This window comes from Stenotrophomonas sp. 1278 (assembly GCF_029892765.1).
GTDB lineage: Bacteria > Pseudomonadota > Gammaproteobacteria > Xanthomonadales > Xanthomonadaceae > Stenotrophomonas > Stenotrophomonas indicatrix.
On sequence record NZ_JARXWD010000022.1, the window covers coordinates 44,186 to 61,371 of the forward strand.

Sequence of the window (17,186 nt, forward strand, 5' to 3'; positions counted from 1 at the left end):
TGACAGTGAGAATCCTGGTAATCGAAGACAACAGCGACATTGCGGCCAATCTGGGCGACTACCTGGAGGACCGGGGCCACACCGTGGACTTCGCTGCCGACGGAGTGACCGGGTTGCATCTGGCTGTCGTGCACGAGTTCGACGCGATTGTCCTGGACCTCAACCTGCCCGGCATGGACGGCATCGAAGTCTGCCGCAAGCTTCGCAATGAAGCGCGCAAGCAGACCCCGGTGCTGATGCTGACCGCGCGCGATTCGCTGGACAACAAGCTGGCCGGCTTCGATTCCGGTGCTGACGACTACCTGATCAAGCCGTTCGCGCTGCAGGAAGTGGAAGTGCGTCTGAACGCCCTGTCGCGTCGCGGCAAGGGCGTGCAGACCCGTGTGCTGGAAACCGGTGATCTGGAATACAACCTCGACACGCTGGAAGTGCGCCGCCAGGGCAAGCTGCTGCAGCTCAACCCGACCGCACTGAAGATCCTGCAGGCGTTGATGGAAGCGGCCCCGGCCGTGGTCACCCGGCAGGAACTGGAAACCCGTGTCTGGGGCGAAGAGCTGCCGGACTCCGATTCGCTGCGCGTGCACATCCACGGCCTGCGCGCCGTGGTGGACAAGCCCTTTGAAGTGCCGATGATCCAGACCCGCCATGGCATCGGATACCGCATCGCTACGCCGGAAGCCTGATTCTGTGGCAAGCAAGGGGGAGCGCCGGCGCACGCCTTATCGGCGGCGCCTGCGCAGCCGCATCATCGTCTCGTTCGTGTTGTTGGGCTTCTGCCTGACGACACTGTTCGCGTTCGCCACCAACTGGGCCCGCATGCGGGTGGAAAACCAGCTGGTGGAAGACGTGATGAACCGCAACATCAGCGAGTACGTGCGGCGTTATTACGAAAGCCCGGACCGCAACCCCGACCTGCCGGTGCAGCAGATGCGCGCGCGCCTGATCAAGCCGGACAAGTTCGAAGCCCTGCGCGAGGAGGAGCCGGACTGGTACGAGTTCAAGGACGGCCTGTACAACATGGGCGGTGTGGACGAGCGCGGCGAGCGCTATTCCTACAAGCTGGCCGTGCGCAAGACTCCCGATGCCTGGGCGTTCCTGGCCTACGACATGACCGACAGCGTCCGCGGTGGGCAGCAGCTCAACCGCGCGCTGTTCCTGTCGGTGCTGGTATTCAGCCTGCTGTCGCTGGTGCTGGGCTGGTGGTCGGCCTCCAAGGTGATGAAGCCGGTCTCGGATCTGGCCGCGCGCCTGCGTGCGTACCGTGGCGGTACCAGTGAGCCCGAGCCGTTGGCGCCGCGCTTCCCGGATGACGAAGTGGGCCAGTTGGCACAGGCGTTGGATGACTATTCCTCGCGGCTGACCGAAGTGGTGCAGCGCGACCGTGAGTTCAATGCCGATGTTAGCCACGAGCTGCGCACGCCGTTGGCGGTGATCCGTGGCGCCACCGAGCTTCTGCTGACCCGCCCCGGCCTGGACGAAAAGGTGCTGCAGCGCCTGCAGCGCATCCAGCGTGCTGAGCAGCAGTGCAGCGATCTGATCGGCGCGCTGCTGCTGCTGTCGCGCAACGAACGCGGGCAGGGCAGCAGCAATGTGGCCCGGGTGGCCGAACAGCTGCTGGACGCGCACCGCGCCCAGTTGGGTGGCAAGCCGCTGGAGCTGCACCTGGATGGCGAACGCGATCTGGTCATCGATGCCCCCGAAGCGGCGTTGTCGGTGGCGCTGGGCAACTTGATTGGCAATGCGGTGAAGTACTCGCAGGATGGCGAGGTGCGCGTACATGTGGGCACCAACGCCGTGTCGGTGACCGACAGCGGGCCAGGCCTGAGCGAGGAAGATGCCGCCAAGCTGTTCCAGCGCGGCTACCGCGGTACCCATGCCGGTCACTCGCAGGGCGGTGGCATTGGCCTGTCGATCGTCAGCCGCCTGTGCGATCTGTACGGCTGGCAGGTGAGCGTGCGCCCGGGCGGCGCCCGCGGCGTGATCGCCACACTGACGTTCTCGCCGAAGCCGTTGTAACGCCTTCTGGCTGCCGCTTTGGTGGGTGCCGACCTTGGTCGGCACGAATCCTCCGTCGCCAAAATCTCCCGCTCGGCGCGAAATGTCGCATGCAACGCCAATGCAGCTTCCGCGAAGGCGCGGCGTTTCTGGTCCAGCACGACACCTGCGTGATGCATTCCGCGCCCTGCGCGTGTCACACCGCACGGTTCCGCAGACGGTTGGCCGCATGGCGTTTTCGCCTCATGACCGCAATGCATGCAGCTGGCGAGATGGCACGGTCGGGGTCATCGCCCCGGCCGGGATTGGCGTCCTGAATAAACCCGACAACTTGAAAGCTCCAGATGCGCTTTGGCCATCGTGGAAAATGCATCGCATGCCTTCTGCTTCGGCGGGCGGTGCGTGGGGACTCGCAAGAGTCCGCTGGAGTCTTTTTCCTTGCTTTCGAGTTGTTGGGTCTCCGGTACGCCAACCCGCACCGTCCGCCACCCCGCATCCGCGGGTGGCCTTGCCGTCTGCGAGGAGCATTGCCATGTCTGCACGCACCACCTATCCGAACCTGCGCCGCCTGGTCGGCGAATCCGCCGATCAGTTGCCGGCCGACATCGCCGAACGCATCGAAGACGTGCTGGCCGAACCCAGCGACCTGCTGCCCGCGCTGATGGCACGCATGGATGGCCGCGACAACGCCGATGGCCAGACGCGGAAGGGCACCGGTCTCAGTCCGTCGCAGGCCGTAACCCTGGCCAGCCTCAGCCGTACCCTGGCCGGTCTCAATGCGCTGATCCAGATGCTGCACGCCGCCGAAGCGGCACGCGTGCAGGGCAGCGCGGGCCAGCAACTGCCGCCGGATGTAGTGGAAGGTCTGTTGCTGGCCGCCCGCGAACTGGCCCGCTACGCCCGCCAGCAGCTGGAGTAGATCCACGCCATGCGTGGATGCGCGTTCGCGCGGTGCCGATGGACCTGCAGGATTACCCTGCCGCCAACACCAGGTACCGCGCATGCAACCGCTCGACCTGCGCCTGCAGGTCATCCGGATGGCCATCATTGACGACCACATCATCAGCCAGCGCCAGGCGCTGCGCGCGGGTGGCCTGGGCGGCGATCATCTGGTCGGCCAGCGCGGCGTCGATGCCGTCGCGCTGCATCAGCCGGGCGTGCTGCACGGCTTCCGGGGCATCCACCAGCAGCACCCGGTCCAGCCACGGATAGGCCTGGCGACCGCCCACTTCGGTCAGCAGCGGGATCGCCGCCAGCGCATAGGGGCTGGCGGCCTGCTCGCACTGCTGCTGCATCAGCCGGCGGATGGCCGGGTGGGTGATTGCTTCCAGCGCCGTCCGCTCGGCCGGGTCGGCAAAGATGTGGGCACGCAGGCGCGCCCGGTCCAGGGCGCCGTCGGTGAGCAGCATGTCTGCACCGAAGCGCTCGGCAATCAGGGCGAGGGCAGGGCTGCCCACCGCCACCACCGCGCGCGCGGCCAGGTCGGCGTCGGCCACGACAATACCCAGCGCCTCGAAGCGCCGGGTTACCTCACTCTTGCCCGAGGCAATGCCGCCGGTCAGACCCACCACATACTGGCTCATGGGGACTCCCCTCAGCGCAGCCCGCTCATCACCAGATACTGGTTCAGCAGGGGCTCGCCCCACATGAAGAACAGCCAGCCGGCCAGTGCCAGGTAGGGGCCGAACGGAATCGGTGTCGCCCGGTCACGGCCACGGCTGTACAGCCAGATCGAGCCGATGAGGGCGCCCAGCACCGACGACATCAGGATGATCGGCAGGATGCCCTTCATCCCGCACCAGGCGCCCAGCGCGGCCAGCAGCTTGAAGTCGCCGTGGCCCATGCCTTCCTTGCCGGTCAGCTGCTTGAACAGCCACCACACCGACCACAGCGACAGGTAGCCCAGCAGGGCGCCGAGCAGGGCCGGTTTGGCGGGCATGTACAGGTTGTCGATGCTGCCGATCAACCCCAGCCACATCAGCGGCAGGGTCAATTGGTCCGGGAGCAGTTGGGTGCGCAGGTCGATGCCGGACAGGGCGATCAGGAAGCAGGTCAGCACGATCGCACCGAAGCCCTGCCAGCCGAAGCCGAACTGCCACACACAGGCCAGCACCATCACCGCGGTCAGGGCCTCCACCAGCGGGTACTGGATGGAGATGGGCGCCTTGCAGTGGCGGCACTTGCCGCCCTGGATCATCCAGCTGAACAGCGGGATGTTCTCGTACCAGGCCAGCTTGTGCTTGCAGTGGGGGCAGTGCGAAGGCTCCACCACGATGCCCGGCGGGGGCGGCTCGTAGAAGTCCGGCTCCTCCAGAACCTCGCGCGCATCGCGCTTCCACTGCCATTCCAGCCGCTTGGGCAGGCGCAGGATGACGACGTTCAGGAAGCTGCCCAGAAGCAGTCCCAGGCCGGCCGCGGCGGGATAGCCGAGGCCGGGATGCTGGTCAAGAAAAGCCATGTATGTGTTATCCGACGACGGAGGCGAGCTTGAAGATCGGCAGGTACATGCCGACGACCATGCCGCCCACGACCACACCGATGAACACCATGATCATCGGTTCGAGCAGGCTGCTCAAGGCGTCAACGGCATTGTTGACCTCCTGCTCATAATACTCGGCCACCTTGAACAGCATGGTATCCAGCGCGCCGGCCTCTTCGCCGATGCCGGTCATCTGGATGACCATGTGCGGGAACAGGTTGGTCTGCTTCATCGCCATGTTGACCGGATAGCCGACCGACACGTCATCGCGCATGCGCAGCACGGCCTCCTCATAGACCTTGTTGCCGGTGGCGCCGGCGACGATGCCCAGCGCCTCCACCAGCGGCACGCCGGCCTTGAAAGTCACCGCCGTGGTGCGGGCGAAACGGGCGATGGCACTGTTGTGCATGATCTGGCCGATCACCGGCACCTTCAGGATGTAGCGGTCCATCGCGTGCTGCATGGCGGGTGAGCGCTTGTAGGCCATGACCAGGCCGACGATGCTGCCGATCACGACGATGGCGATCAGCCACCACCAGGACACCATGAAGCGCGAAGCGTTGACGATGATCTGGGTGAAGGCCGGCAGGTCGGCGCCGAAGCTCTTGAACACATCCTCGAACTGCGGCACCACGAAGATCAGCAGGATGGCGCTGACCAGCAGCGCTACCGCGATGACCATTGCCGGGTAGAACAGTGCCTTCTTGATCTTGCCTTTCAGGCCTTCGATGTTTTCTTTGTAGGTGGCCACGGTGTCCAGCACCGTTTCCAGCACGCCGGCGCCTTCGCCGGCGCGTACCAGGTTGCGGTACAGCTCGTCGAACTGCACCGGGTACTTGCTGACCGATTCGTACAGTGACGAGCCGCCCTCGATGTCGGTGCGGACGCCGTCGACCATCTTCTTCATGCGCGGGTTCTTGTGCCCGCTGCCGATGATCTCCAGTGCCGACACGATCGGCACGCCGGACTTCATCATCGTGGCCATCTGCCGGCTGAAGAAGGCGATGTCCTTGGTGCCGATTGCCTTGCCGGCGGCACCGAACAGTGGTTTGGGCTTGGCCTTGACCTGGTCGGGGTTGATCCCCTGCCGGCGCAGCTCGGCGCGCAGCAGGTTGGCGTTCTTTGCCAGCTGCTCGCCCTTCATCCTCACGCCGCGTTTGTCGGTCCCCTGCCAGACAAACGGCTGCAACTCCATGGTGGCGCGGGCCACCGGTTCCTTCTTGATCGCACTGCGACTGACAGACATGTTGGCTCCCCGGCCCGCCATCCCCAGACGGGCATCTGCCGATGGTAGCGGGTTCATCGTCGTCTTGGCAGATCCGGGAGGGGCGGAAATGCGAAATCGTGCCGGCGGCCGGCCAAAGGTGACGCACTGCGTCACATTGCCGGGTCCATCGCAGAATGATGACTGGGGGGTTCACATCGCAGAAATTGCTGCCATCATGGGCGCGGGGAAATCCAGGGGGAGGCGTGCCGGGGTTGGCACGCAACCTGCGTAGATCCACCCGCAGGGTGCAGGACCCGCTCAACCGGCCGTTGGCCGGACCGCTCCTGCGCGCTGACTCAACCACCACTAATCTTGGGGATGTAATCATGAAGAACCAGAAGGGCTTCACCCTGATCGAACTGATGATCGTCGTTGCGATCATCGCGATCCTGGCCGCCATCGCGCTGCCGCAGTACAAGAACTACACCGCTCGCGCCAAGATCACCCAGGCGATTGGCAGCGTTGCCGGCGAAAAGATCAAGGTTGGCGAGAACCACTCGTCGGAAGTGGCCAATCTGTGCCAGGGTGCCGCCAACTGCACTGGCAACGGCGTGCTGACCGGCACCTCGAAGGACACGACTGCAACTGTCACGCTGACCCCCACCTTCCCGACTGATGGCGTTGCGCCGATCACTTGGGCTTGCGTCGTTACCAAGTCGAGCGTCGCAAACTATAAGGATGACCCGTGCGAGACCCTGACCCCGTAACTGGGGCCAGCGCTCAGCACACTGCGCTGGTGTGACCCGGGATGCCCGCGAGAAATCGCGGGCATCTTCATTTGTGTAACGCGCTTGGCGCGACTATAAAGCCTTGTACCTTTTTCAAAGTCAGCCGCCATGAACGCAGTCACCTCCGCCAATCTCGTCGGCATCACCGGTCTGGCCCGTCGTCTGGTCCAGGACGGCGCACTGGATGAAGCCGGTGCCCGCGATGCCATGGCCAAGGCCACCGCAGCCCGCCAGCCGCTGCCCACCTGGTTCGCGCAGAACAAGGTGGTCTCGCCGCCGCAGCTGGCCGCTGCCAATGCGGTCGAGTTCGGCATGCCGCTGTTCGACGTGTCGGTATTCGATGCCAGCCAGAACGCGATGAGCCTGGTCAGCGAGGAGCTGCTGCGCAAGCACAACGTGCTGCCGCTGTTCAAGCGTGGCGGCAAGCTGTTCGTCGGCACCAGCAACCCGACTCATTCACTGGACGAAATCAAGTTCCACACCAATCTGGTGGTGGAGCCGATCCTGGTTGACGAGGACCAGATCCGCCGCACTCTGGAGCAGTGGCACTCCAGCCATGACACGCTGGGCGATTCGCTGGGCGGAGATGACGATGGTCTCGCCAACCTTGATATCTCCGGTGGCGACGATGACATGGCCGGCGGCACCGATTCGGGCATCGACGCCAAGGGCGACGATACTCCGGTGGTGAAGTTCATCAACAAGGTGTTGATCGATGCGATCCGAAAGGGTGCCTCGGACATCCACTTCGAGCCCTACGAAGACGATTACCGCGTGCGCCTGCGCATCGATGGCCTGTTGAAAATGGTCGCGCGTGCGCCGAACAAGCTCAACCAGCGCATTGCCGCGCGCCTGAAGGTGATGGCGCAGCTGGATATCGCTGAAAAGCGCGTGCCGCAGGATGGCCGCATCAAGCTCAATCTTTCCAAGACCAAGCAGATCGACTTCCGTGTCAGCACCCTGCCGACGCTGTTCGGCGAGAAGGTGGTGCTGCGTATCCTCGATGGCAGCGCGGCCAAGCTGGGCATCGACAAGCTGGGTTACGAGCCGGACCAGCAGAAGCTGTTCCTGGAGGCGATCCACAAGCCTTACGGCATGGTACTGGTGACCGGCCCGACCGGTTCAGGCAAGACGGTGTCCCTGTATACCGCACTGGGCATCCTCAACGACGAGACCCGCAACATCTCCACCGCCGAGGATCCGGTGGAAATCCGCCTACCCGGCGTCAACCAGGTGCAGCAGAACAACAAGCGCGGCATGACCTTTGCCGCAGCGCTGCGCTCGTTCCTGCGACAGGATCCGGACATCATCATGGTCGGCGAAATCCGCGACCTGGAGACGGCGGAAATTGCGATCAAGGCTGCGCAGACCGGTCACATGGTGCTGTCCACGCTGCATACCAACGATGCGCCGCAGACCATCGCGCGCCTGATGAACATGGGCATCGCGCCGTACAACATCACCAGCTCGGTGACGCTGGTGATCGCCCAGCGCCTGGCGCGCCGCCTGTGTTCGAACTGCAAGCGGCCGGCCGACCTGCCTGCACACGCCCTTCTGGCCGAGGGCTTCACCCAGGCGCAGCTGGATGCAGGCATCGAGCTGTATGAGGCGGTAGGCTGCGACGAATGCACCGAGGGCTACAAGGGCCGTACCGGCCTCTACCAGGTGATGCCGATGACCGACGAGATCGCGACCATCGTGCTGGCGGGCGGCAATGCGCTGCAGATTGCCGAGGCCGCGCAGGCGATCGGTGTGAATGACCTGCGGCAGTCGGCGTTGAAGAAGGCGGCCGCGGGTGTGACCAGCCTGGCCGAGATCAATCGCGTCACCAAGGATTGATGCCGTAGATCCACGCCATGCGTGGATGGGGGGTGCACGGGGTTGCCGGCCAGCGGCCGGCACCACCACGGGGTGCCCCGCCTTATTCCATCCCCAGCTTCTTCAGCTTGTAGCGCAGCGCGCGGAAGGTGATGCCCAGCTGCGCGGCGGTGCGGGTCTTGTTCCAGCGGTTTTCTTCCAGCGCGCGCTGGATCGCACTGCGCTCGAGCTGCTCGATATACGAGGGCAGGGCGGCACTGCCTGGATGCAGATCCACCACGGCTTCGGCGTGCGCAGCGCTGCCCGGTGAGCGCGGCGCATGCTGCGGCAGGCGCAGGTCGTCGGCACCGATACGGTCTTCCTCGGCCAGTGCCAGCGCGCGTTCCAGGATGTTCTCCAGCTCGCGTACGTTGCCGGGGAAGCCGTACTGGGCCAACGCGTCCAGCGCCGACGGCGCCAGCAGCGGGGTGGCGCGGCCGTGGCTGCGGGCCAGCCGCGCCAGGATCGACGCGGCCAGCGCGGGCAGGTCCTGGCGACGCTCGCGCAGCGGCGGCACGCGCAGTTCGATGACGTTGATGCGGTAGTAGAGGTCGTGGCGGAAGCGCCCGTCTTCGACCAGCTCGGCCAGATCCTTGTGGGTGGCCGAGAGGATGCGCACGTCCACCGGCTCTTCGCTGGGGGCGCCCACCGCGCGCACCGATTTTTCCTGGATCGCACGCAGCAGCTTCACCTGCATCTGCAGCGGCAGCTCGGCCACTTCATCCAGGAACAGGGTGCCGCCGTGTGCGGCCTGGAACAGTCCCGGCTTGTCGGCATGGGCGCCGGTGAAGCTGCCCTTGCGGTGGCCGAAGAACTCGCTCTCCATCAGCTCGGTGGGGATGGCGCCACAGTTGACCGGCACGAACGGCCCAGCGGCGCGTGCACCCTGTGCGTGGATGGTGCGTGCAACCAGTTCCTTGCCCACCCCGGATTCGCCCAGGATGTAGACCGGCGCCTGGCTGCGCGCAACCTTGCCGATGGTGGCGCGCAGCACGTCCATCGCCGGCGATTCGCCGAGCAGGCGTGCGGCCTGTTCGGCGGCGGGGCCGGCAACGGGGCGTTCGCTGTTGTTGAGTTCCAGCGCATGCTTGACCAGGCCGCGCAGCACGGTGATGTCCACCGGCTTGCTGACGAAATCGAAGGCACCGGCTTTCAGCGCTTCCACGGCCAGGTCCATGCTGCCGAAGGCGGTGATCATCGCCACCGGCGTGCGCGGGTAGTGCTGGGCGATCTCGCTGACCAGTTCGATGCCATTGCCATCGGGCAGGCGCATGTCGGTGATGCACAGGTCATAGGGATTGCTGGCCAGCAGTTCGCGGGCTTCGGCGAGGTTGGCGGCGGTGCTGATGCGCAGGCCCATGCGGCCGAGGGTCAACACCAGCAGTTCGCGGATATCGCGTTCATCGTCGACGACGAGGGCGCTGCGGGTTTCGTTCATGGGTGGGAAAGATAGCCGAGGGTGTGGAAGGCGACAAATGTTTGACGCACGGAATCAGTGCGGAAGCAGGGTGTGCGGGCCGGGCAGTACCAGGCGGAAGCAGGAGCCGCCGGCGGGGACGGGGATGTAATCCAGCCGCGCCTGGTTGGCCCTGCACAGCTCGCGGGCGATGTACAGGCCCAGGCCGGTGCCGTGCTCGGAGGTGGTGAAGAAGGGGCGGAACAGCTGCGCGGCGACGGTCTCGGGGATGCCGGGGCCACGGTCCATCACGTCGATCACCGCACTTCGCTCGTGCTGCGCCACGCGCAGCCGCACGCGCGCGGGCTGCTCGCCGATGCGGCCGTACTTGAGGGCGTTGTGCACCAGCACGGTCAGCACCTGGTACAGGTGGCGCGGGTCGACCTGGGCCGGCACCGAGGTGTCGTTGATGATCGGCTCGATGCTGTCGGTTTCCAGCGTCTGGCCCTGCTTGTACTCCAGCACGAAGCGGCGCACGAAGGCGGCCAGGTCGACGTTTTCCGGGTTGGCGCGTTCGCGCCGGGCCAAGCCCAGCACACTTTCAACGATGCCGTTGGTGCGCTGGCACTGCTGGTGGATGATCTGCAGCAGGCGACGGTCGCTTTCGTTGAAGCCGGTGCCTTCCTCCAGCAGCTGCACGGCGTAGTTGATGGCCGCCAGCGGGTTGCGGATCTCGTGCGCGAGGCTGGCCGAGAAGCGCCCCATCGCCGACAGGGTGAGCGATTCGGCGCGGCGCGAGACCACGCTGGAGTCGTCCAGGAACACCAGCACCAGGTCGCTGCCGGCCAGCAGGCGGGCGAAGCGTGGCTGCACTTCCGGCTGGTCGGGGTTGAGCTGCAGCGGCATTTCATCCTGTGCCCAGCCGTTGCGCCAGCGTTGCAGGCGACGGGCAAGTTCGGGGGCGACACTGGCCAGGTCGAGGCGGCCGGAATCACTGTTGCCATCGGCGTCGCCCAACAGGATCGAGGCGGCTTCGTTGGCCAGGGTGATGCGGTTGTCGGCGTCCACCACCACCACGCCGGTGCGCATGCGGCGGATGATCAGTTCGTTGATCTGGAACAGGTTGGCCACTTCGTCGCCACGCTGGTTGGCCAGCTGCTGGTTGCGGCGTGCACGGTTGCCGACCTGGTAGCTGATGAAGGCCAGGGCCAGGTAGCTGGTGGCGAACATCGCCAGTTCGGCCAGGGTGCGGGTGGGATCGCCGCCTTCCAACACTTTCCACAGGTATTCGGCGGCGGTGGCGACGCTGGCGGCCAGCGCCAGCACCAGGCCCCAGCTGAGCGGCAGCAGGGTGGCGGCGGCGGCGATGTTGAACAGCAGCGACATCGAGATGCCGGCGCTGGCACCGGGCAGGGCATGCGCCAGCAGGCTGGCGGCGACGATGTCCAGCAGCACGCCGCCGACCACGATCTGCCGCAGCCAGCGTTCGTTGCGACCGATCACCAGCCACAGCAGGGACAGCAGCAGATAGGCGGCGCCGACCGAATAGGCCAGGCGCGGGTGATGCGCTTCGCCACCGATTGCCGACAGTGGGCTGTACAGCAGGGCGGCGATGACCGAGGCGATCAGCACCCGGTACAGGGCGAAGAAATACAGCTCGCGCCGCGGTATCGATTCGATGCGGTCGATCAATGAAGCACTGGGTGACACGCCGGAACTCCCCTTCTGGCTGCCTGGAACTGGGTCATGACGGCGGTGGGCCGAACCTGCCCGACGTCCCCCGATCGTCGGATCTGCTCGCTGCCCGGTTGCCGGCACCGTGGGTCGAATTTACGGGGCCAGTATAGGGCGCCTGTACCGGGCTGGGCTGCGCAGTCGGCCGGGGCGGGCGTTTGCGGCGTGATCCAGCCCGTGCCGCAACTGCCTGAATGACCATGGAAATCTGGCCGGTTCCGGCCTTTTGTCCATACTTCTTTGCGCCCCGGCGCCGGCTCGGCCACAATAGTGGGCCCGCCGCGGTCCATGCCGGCGCCCCGCCGGGGCCCTGAGGAATTGCGTGCGGTCGTTCCTATTCCCACGGTGACGCATGAATTTCCACGAATACCAGTCAAAACAACTGCTTGCCGAGTACGGCATCCCGGTCCCGGCCGGCAAGGTCGCTGCGACCCCGGACGAAGCTGTTGCCGCTGCCAACTCCCTGGGCCAGGGCCCCTGGATGGTCAAGGCGCAGATCCACGCTGGCGGCCGCGGCAAGGCTGGCGGCGTCAAGTTCTGCAAGACCACCGACGACGTGAAGGCCGCTGCGGCCAAGATGCTCGGCACCAAGATGGCCACCTACCAGACCGCTGGCGTTGAACTGCCGGTCAACCTGGTGCTGGTGACCACCGCTGGCGAGATCGTCAAGGAACTGTACCTGTCGGTGCTGGTTGACCGTGGCACCAAGACCATCACCTACATCGCTTCTTCGGAAGGCGGCGTGGAGATCGAGCAGGTCGCCGCTGAAACCCCGGAGCTGATCCACTCGCTGAACGTCGACTTCGTCGAAGGCGTGCAGGGTTACCACGGTCGTGATTTCGGCTTCAAGCTGGGCCTGACCGCCAAGCAGGCCGGCCAGTTCGCCAACATCATGGTGAACCTGTACCGCCTGTTCAACGAAAAGGACCTGGCGCTGGTTGAAATCAACCCGCTGGCCATCCTGGACGACGGCAACCTGTACGCGCTGGACGGCAAGTTCGACAGCGACGACAACGCCGCGTTCCGCCAGAAGGCCCTGGTCGCCATGCGCGACAAGACCCAGGAAGATCCGACCGAAGTGATCGCTTCGGAGCTGGACATCAACTACGTCACCATGGACGGCAACATCGGCTGCATGGTCAACGGCGCAGGCCTGGCCATGGCCACCATGGACGTCATCAAGCTCAACGGCGGCGAGCCGGCGAACTTCCTGGACGTGGGCGGCGGCGCCAACAAGCAGCGCGTCATCGAAGCGTTCAAGCTGATCCTGTCCTCGGACAAGGTCGAAGGCATCTTCGTCAACATCTTCGGCGGCATCGTCCGCTGCGACATGATTGCCGAAGGCATCATTGCCGCCGTGAAGGAAGTGGGCGTCAAGGTTCCGGTCGTGGTGCGTCTGGAAGGCACCAACGTGGAAGAAGGCAAGCAGCTGCTGCGTGACAGCGGCATGGCCATCATCCCGGCCGACAACATCAACGACGGTGCCAAGAAGGTCGTCGAAGCTGTCAAGAACGCCGCCTGATCCGACACCGAAGGAAATCCAATGTCAGTTTTGATCAATAAGAACACCAAGGTGATCGTGCAGGGCTTCACCGGCCAGCAGGGCACCTTCCACGCCACTCAGATGATCGAGTACGGCACCCAGGTTGTTGGCGGCGTGACCCCGGGCAAGGGTGGTACCACCCATATCGACCTGCCGGTCTTCAACACCGTTGCCGACGCCGTGCAGAGCACCGGCGCCAACGCTTCGGTCATCTACGTGCCGCCGCCGTACGCGGCTGACGCGATCCTGGAAGCCGCTGCTGCCGGCATCAAGGTCATCGTCTGCATCACCGAAGGCATTCCGGTGCTGGACATGCTGCGCGTCAAGAACGTGCTGACCCGTTCGCATCCGGACACCGTGCTGATCGGGCCGAACTGCCCGGGCGTCATCACCCCGGGTGAGTGCAAGATCGGCATCATGCCGGGCCACATCCACAAGCCGGGCAAGATCGGCATCGTGTCGCGTTCGGGCACCCTGACCTATGAAGCGGTCAAGCAGACCACCGAAGTCGGCCTGGGCCAGTCCACCTGCATCGGCATCGGTGGTGACCCGATCAACGGCCTGAACTTCGTCGACTGCCTGAAGCTGTTCAACGAAGACCCGCAGACCGAAGGCATCATCATGGTCGGCGAAATCGGCGGCGACGCTGAAGAAGCCGGTGCCGAGTACATCAAGAACCATGTGAAGAAGCCGGTCGTCGGTTTCATCGCGGGTGCTTCGGCTCCGGCCGGCAAGCGCATGGGCCACGCCGGTGCGATCGCATCGGGCGGCAAGGGCACTGCCGAAGGCAAGTTTGCTGCCATGGAAGCTGCTGGTGTCGTCACCGTGCGTTCGCCGGGCGACCTGGGCGCTGCCATCGCCAAGCTGGTGAAATAAGATCGACTGCCTTCGGCAGACGATTCTGTAGAGCCGGCCGTTGGTCGGCTGCTTGAAACAGAAAGGCCGCCTCAGGGCGGCCTTTCTGCGTCTGGGCATCGGCGACCCGCTGAACCGCATCCACGCATGGCGTGGATCTACTTCAGCACACACCCGGGCGCACCCCATCCACGCATGGCGTGGATCTACAATGTGCTCATTGCAACCACAGGCTGGACCCTCATGGCTTCGATCCGCATCGCGATGGCGCAGTTCGACTTCCCGGTTGGCGATGTCGCCGGCAACACCGAGCGCATCATCGAGATGATTGGCCAGGCGCGCGATGAGTACGGCGCCGGGCTGGTGATGTTCCCCGAGCTGGCAGTCAGCGGCTATCCGCCGGAGGACCTGCTGCTGCGCCCGGGCTTCCTGTACGAGTGCGAGCAGGCGATGACCCGCATTGCTGCTGCGTGCCGTGGCATCACCGCTGTAGTGGGCTGGCCACAGGCCGCCGGTGCGGTGGTCTACAACGCGGCCAGCGTGCTGCGCGATGGCCTGGTGGAGCAGACCTACCGCAAGCGCGAACTGCCCAATTACGCGGTGTTCGACGAGCGCCGCTACTTCGATGTCGACCCGGACGGTGGCAGCTGCGTGTTCGAGGTCGACGGCATCCCGGTCGGCCTGCTGATCTGCGAGGACCTGTGGTTCGCCGAGCCGCTGGCCGATACGGTGCGTGCCGGCGCGCAGCTGGTGGTGGTGCCCAATGCCTCGCCGTACGAGCGTGGCAAGCATGCCCAGCGTGACGCCGTGCTGGCTGCACGTACCCGCGAAAGCGGCGCGGCCATCGCCTACCTCAACGTGGTGGGCGGCCAGGACGCGCTGGTGTTCGATGGTGCATCGGTGGTGGCCGATGGCGATGGCACGGTGCACCCGGCCGCGGCGGCCTTCGTCGACCAGTGGCTGGTGGTGGACTACGACGGCGCTACCCGCCGGTTCCTGCCGCAGGTATGGATGGACGACGGCGACGAGAGCATGGATGCGCTGGCCTGGCGCGCGGTGACCCGCGGCATCCAGGACTACTGCAGCAAGAACGGTTTCAAGAAGGTGTGGCTGGGTCTGTCCGGTGGCATCGACTCGGCGATCGTGCTGGCCATGGCGGTCGATGCACTGGGCGCGGAGAACGTGACGGCGGTGCGCCTGCCGTCGCGCTATACCGCCGGGATGTCCAACGACCTGGCCGCCGAGCAGTGCCAGGCGCTGGGCGTGAAGCTGGAAGCCGTTTCCATCGAGCCGGCGTTCCAGGGCCTGATGCAGGCGCTGGCACCGATGTTCGAGGGCACCACGCCGGATGTGACCGAGGAGAACCTGCAGTCGCGCAGCCGTGGCGTGATCCTGATGGCACTGGCCAACAAGTTCGGTGGCCTGCTGCTGACCACCGGCAACAAGAGCGAGTACGCGGTCGGCTACGCCACCATCTATGGCGACATGTGCGGGGGTTACGCGCCGCTGAAGGACCTGTACAAGACCGAGGTGTTCGGCCTGTCCAAGTGGCGCAACACCGTTGGCGGTGCGCCGGTGATCCCGCCGGCGGTGATCAGCCGCCCGCCCTCGGCCGAACTGCGCGAAAACCAGACCGACCAGGATTCACTGCCGGCCTACGACGTGCTGGACGGCATCCTGTACCGCTACATCGACCAGGAGCAGTCGCGCGCGGAGATCGTCGCTGCAGGCTATGACGCGGCGGTGGTGGATCGTGTGCTGCGGCTGGTGCGGATCAGCGAGTGGAAGCGGCACCAGGCCGCGCCGGGCCCGAAGGTCTCGCGCCGCGCGTTCGGGCGTGAGCGCCGCTACCCGATCAGCAACGGCTACAAGAGCTGAGGGCCGGTCGCCGGGCATGGCCCGGCGCTACCAATGTTCGATGGATCCATCGGTAGTGCCGGCCGCTGGCCGGCAACCGGGTGTATCGCCCATCGATGCACGGCGTGGATCTACCGGGCTTCGTTGAGCAGCTGCTCCAGGCCGGCGGTTTCGGCGGCCTCGTCAAATTGGCGGTGCCCCAGCCGCGCACGCACGAATGCCAGGCCATCGGCCGCCGCTGCGTCCAGCGTGCCGCGATGGTCGACCGGGTATCGGCGGAATGCCACCGGTTCGCCGCGAAGGGCCAGACCGACGGCATACAGCAGGGTGGTGAGATAGGGCACGTCGCGATCCTCGCTGCCGTGGCCCAGCATCAACGGCTGGCTGAAGCCCCGCCGTGGCACGCCCAGATAGTCATGCAGCAGCGCCCAGATGCCCGGCACCGAGGTCAACGGTGCGCTGAACATTTCTCCCGTGTTCGCCCCTTCCAGGGTGGCCGCCAGCGGGCCCAGGCACTGCTGGCGCGCCAGCGCGACCCGTGCATGGCCTTCATCGCTGAGTACGCGTGCGATACGCGGCTCCACCTGCAGCAGGCCATCGAGGAGGTAGGCGTGATAGGCATTGAGCGCGCCCGGATTCGGCGTGCGGCTGTCCGGCTTCATCACCAGCGCGGTCAGTTCGACGGCCGTGGGTGTGCCGGTGGTGAAGCTGCCGCGGTACTGCAGCGAGGGTCCATAGGACGGTGCCAGATGGCCGGCAGTGAGCGCGGCAGCGCCGCCCTGCGAATGGCCCACCGATACCCAACGCGGTGACAGCGTGGCATTGCCGAGGAAATGGCGGCTGGCCTTGATGAGATCGATGGCGTTGCGCGCGGAGGTGCGCACGTGCAGGTAGGCGTGGTCACCCGGGCTGCCCAGGCCTTGGTAGTCGGCGGCGAGAACGGCATAGCCCTGTGCCAGGAACTGGTCGAGGAAGCGGCCATCGCGCTCGGGCTGATAGGGGCCGGATACCGAAGGCGCGCAGTGGTCGGCGATGCCCTGGGTGCCGTGGGCCCAGGATACGACCGGCCAGCCACCTGCTGGCGCAGGCCCGGCGGGCAGATAGACCAGCCCCGTCGCCTCGGCCAGGCGTCCGTGATGATCGGGGGTGCGGTAGGCCAGCTTGTAGGCCTGGGCGGCCTTGGAGGGCACCCAGCTGGCGCGGTAGGGCGCGGCCGAGAGCAGGTCACCCGGCTCCGCCGCCAGCGCGACAAGGGGACTGGCGGCCAGCGCAAGCAGGGCAGTGACCAGCAGGGTCGGGCGGAGTCGGAACCGCAGGGACGGTGAGGACATGTGGCGCTCCATGCAGGCCGGGATGGCCTTTGCGCCGCATTCTGGGAGCTGCGCTCCGCGCCGACTGCGATGGAAGTCGCAATGATCGCCGGTTCGTAGCATTCCTAGCGGTGACGCCAGGCAAAAAAAAAGGCCCCGTGCGGG

The 17,186-nt window shown here is 65.7% G+C and carries 14 protein-coding genes; 8 read left to right on the top strand and 6 right to left on the bottom strand.

The window, feature by feature from the left end:
• The first annotated feature begins 5 nt into the window (after positions 1–5).
• The 3 genes from M2299_RS16480 to M2299_RS16490 all read left to right on the top strand — a co-directional run bounded on the left by M2299_RS16480 (position 6) and on the right by M2299_RS16490 (position 2,914).
• Positions 6–683 carry a response regulator transcription factor gene (locus M2299_RS16480; RefSeq protein WP_025874286.1) on the top strand — a complete coding sequence of 226 codons (678 nt, stop codon included), beginning with the start codon at positions 6–8 and terminating at the stop codon, positions 681–683.
• Positions 646–2,016: a HAMP domain-containing sensor histidine kinase gene (locus M2299_RS16485; protein WP_080150572.1), complete on the top strand. Its 1,371-nt coding sequence runs from the start codon at positions 646–648 to the stop codon at positions 2,014–2,016. The genes M2299_RS16480 and M2299_RS16485 overlap by 38 nt, the downstream gene beginning before the upstream one ends.
• Before the next feature lie 511 nt (positions 2,017–2,527).
• Positions 2,528–2,914: a hypothetical protein gene (locus tag M2299_RS16490; protein WP_025874288.1), complete on the top strand. Its 387-nt coding sequence runs from the start codon at positions 2,528–2,530 to the stop codon at positions 2,912–2,914.
• 52 nt (positions 2,915–2,966) lie between these two features.
• On the opposite strand, the gene coaE is transcribed toward M2299_RS16490, so the two are convergent.
• Genes coaE through M2299_RS16505 form a run of 3 tightly spaced genes read right to left on the bottom strand, consistent with a single transcriptional unit; the run spans position 2,967 to position 5,720 of the window.
• Positions 2,967–3,578 carry a dephospho-CoA kinase gene (coaE, locus tag M2299_RS16495; RefSeq protein WP_080150569.1) on the bottom strand — a complete coding sequence of 204 codons (612 nt, stop codon included), beginning with the start codon at positions 3,576–3,578 and terminating at the stop codon, positions 2,967–2,969.
• Between the two features lie 11 nt (positions 3,579–3,589).
• On the bottom strand, positions 3,590–4,453 hold the full coding sequence (locus M2299_RS16500) for an A24 family peptidase (protein WP_025874291.1): 864 nt from the start codon (positions 4,451–4,453) through the stop codon (positions 3,590–3,592).
• A 7-nt stretch (positions 4,454–4,460) separates the two neighbouring features.
• Positions 4,461–5,720, bottom strand: a complete 1,260-nt coding sequence (locus tag M2299_RS16505) for a type II secretion system F family protein (RefSeq protein ID WP_105164560.1) — start codon at positions 5,718–5,720, stop codon at positions 4,461–4,463.
• Between the two features lie 347 nt (positions 5,721–6,067).
• Between M2299_RS16505 and M2299_RS16510 the strand changes: the two genes are divergently transcribed.
• Together M2299_RS16510 and pilB are read left to right on the top strand one after the other, a co-directional pair.
• Positions 6,068–6,448 (top strand): prepilin-type N-terminal cleavage/methylation domain-containing protein, encoded by a 381-nt coding sequence (locus M2299_RS16510; protein WP_105164559.1) that lies wholly within the window; start codon positions 6,068–6,070, stop codon positions 6,446–6,448.
• A 129-nt stretch (positions 6,449–6,577) separates the two neighbouring features.
• The gene (gene pilB / locus M2299_RS16515) at positions 6,578–8,308 is read left to right on the top strand and encodes a type IV-A pilus assembly ATPase PilB (RefSeq protein WP_105164558.1); all 1,731 of its coding nucleotides are present in this window, start codon (positions 6,578–6,580) and stop codon (positions 8,306–8,308) included.
• Between the two features lie 82 nt (positions 8,309–8,390).
• Here the strand turns inward: pilB and M2299_RS16520 are convergent, their stop codons facing one another.
• Positions 8,391–9,764, bottom strand: coding sequence for a sigma-54 dependent transcriptional regulator (locus tag M2299_RS16520; protein ID WP_025874296.1), 1,374 nt, complete (start codon positions 9,762–9,764; stop codon positions 8,391–8,393).
• 54 nt (positions 9,765–9,818) lie between these two features.
• Entirely contained in the window at positions 9,819–11,432 is a 1,614-nt protein-coding gene (locus M2299_RS16525) for an ATP-binding protein (RefSeq protein ID WP_280884702.1), read from the bottom strand.
• A gap of 376 nt (positions 11,433–11,808) precedes the next feature.
• Here M2299_RS16525 and sucC point away from each other — a divergent pair, with 376 nt between their 5' ends.
• The 3 genes from sucC to M2299_RS16540 all read left to right on the top strand — a co-directional run bounded on the left by sucC (position 11,809) and on the right by M2299_RS16540 (position 15,732).
• On the top strand, positions 11,809–12,978 hold the full coding sequence (gene sucC / locus M2299_RS16530) for an ADP-forming succinate--CoA ligase subunit beta (RefSeq protein WP_025874298.1): 1,170 nt from the start codon (positions 11,809–11,811) through the stop codon (positions 12,976–12,978).
• A gap of 21 nt (positions 12,979–12,999) precedes the next feature.
• Positions 13,000–13,875, top strand: coding sequence for a succinate--CoA ligase subunit alpha (sucD, locus tag M2299_RS16535; RefSeq protein WP_017356169.1), 876 nt, complete (start codon positions 13,000–13,002; stop codon positions 13,873–13,875).
• Positions 13,876–14,097: 222 nt separating this feature from the next.
• Positions 14,098–15,732 (top strand): NAD+ synthase, encoded by a 1,635-nt coding sequence (locus M2299_RS16540; protein ID WP_105165043.1) that lies wholly within the window; start codon positions 14,098–14,100, stop codon positions 15,730–15,732.
• 110 nt (positions 15,733–15,842) lie between these two features.
• Here M2299_RS16540 and M2299_RS16545 read toward each other — a convergent pair whose 3' ends face one another.
• Positions 15,843–17,042 (bottom strand): lipase family protein, encoded by a 1,200-nt coding sequence (locus tag M2299_RS16545; protein ID WP_100436832.1) that lies wholly within the window; start codon positions 17,040–17,042, stop codon positions 15,843–15,845.
• Between the last annotated feature and the right edge of the window lie 144 nt (positions 17,043–17,186).

Bases quoted from the DNA above. Each gene is read 5' to 3' on its own strand.
- M2299_RS16545 (WP_100436832.1), bottom strand. From the start codon at position 17,042: ATGTCCTCACCGTCCCTGCGGTTCCGACTCCGCCCGACCCTGCTGGTC.
- pilB (WP_105164558.1), top strand. From the start codon at position 6,578: ATGAACGCAGTCACCTCCGCCAATCTCGTCGGCATCACCGGTCTGGCC.
- sucC (WP_025874298.1), top strand. From the start codon at position 11,809: ATGAATTTCCACGAATACCAGTCAAAACAACTGCTTGCCGAGTACGGC.
- sucD (WP_017356169.1), top strand. From the start codon at position 13,000: ATGTCAGTTTTGATCAATAAGAACACCAAGGTGATCGTGCAGGGCTTC.
- coaE (WP_080150569.1), bottom strand. From the start codon at position 3,578: ATGAGCCAGTATGTGGTGGGTCTGACCGGCGGCATTGCCTCGGGCAAG.
- M2299_RS16500 (WP_025874291.1), bottom strand. From the start codon at position 4,453: ATGGCTTTTCTTGACCAGCATCCCGGCCTCGGCTATCCCGCCGCGGCC.
- M2299_RS16520 (WP_025874296.1), bottom strand. From the start codon at position 9,764: ATGAACGAAACCCGCAGCGCCCTCGTCGTCGACGATGAACGCGATATC.
- M2299_RS16490 (WP_025874288.1), top strand. From the start codon at position 2,528: ATGTCTGCACGCACCACCTATCCGAACCTGCGCCGCCTGGTCGGCGAA.
- M2299_RS16485 (WP_080150572.1), top strand. From the start codon at position 646: ATGGCATCGGATACCGCATCGCTACGCCGGAAGCCTGATTCTGTGGCA.
- M2299_RS16505 (WP_105164560.1), bottom strand. From the start codon at position 5,720: ATGTCTGTCAGTCGCAGTGCGATCAAGAAGGAACCGGTGGCCCGCGCC.
- M2299_RS16510 (WP_105164559.1), top strand. From the start codon at position 6,068: ATGAAGAACCAGAAGGGCTTCACCCTGATCGAACTGATGATCGTCGTT.
- M2299_RS16540 (WP_105165043.1), top strand. From the start codon at position 14,098: ATGGCTTCGATCCGCATCGCGATGGCGCAGTTCGACTTCCCGGTTGGC.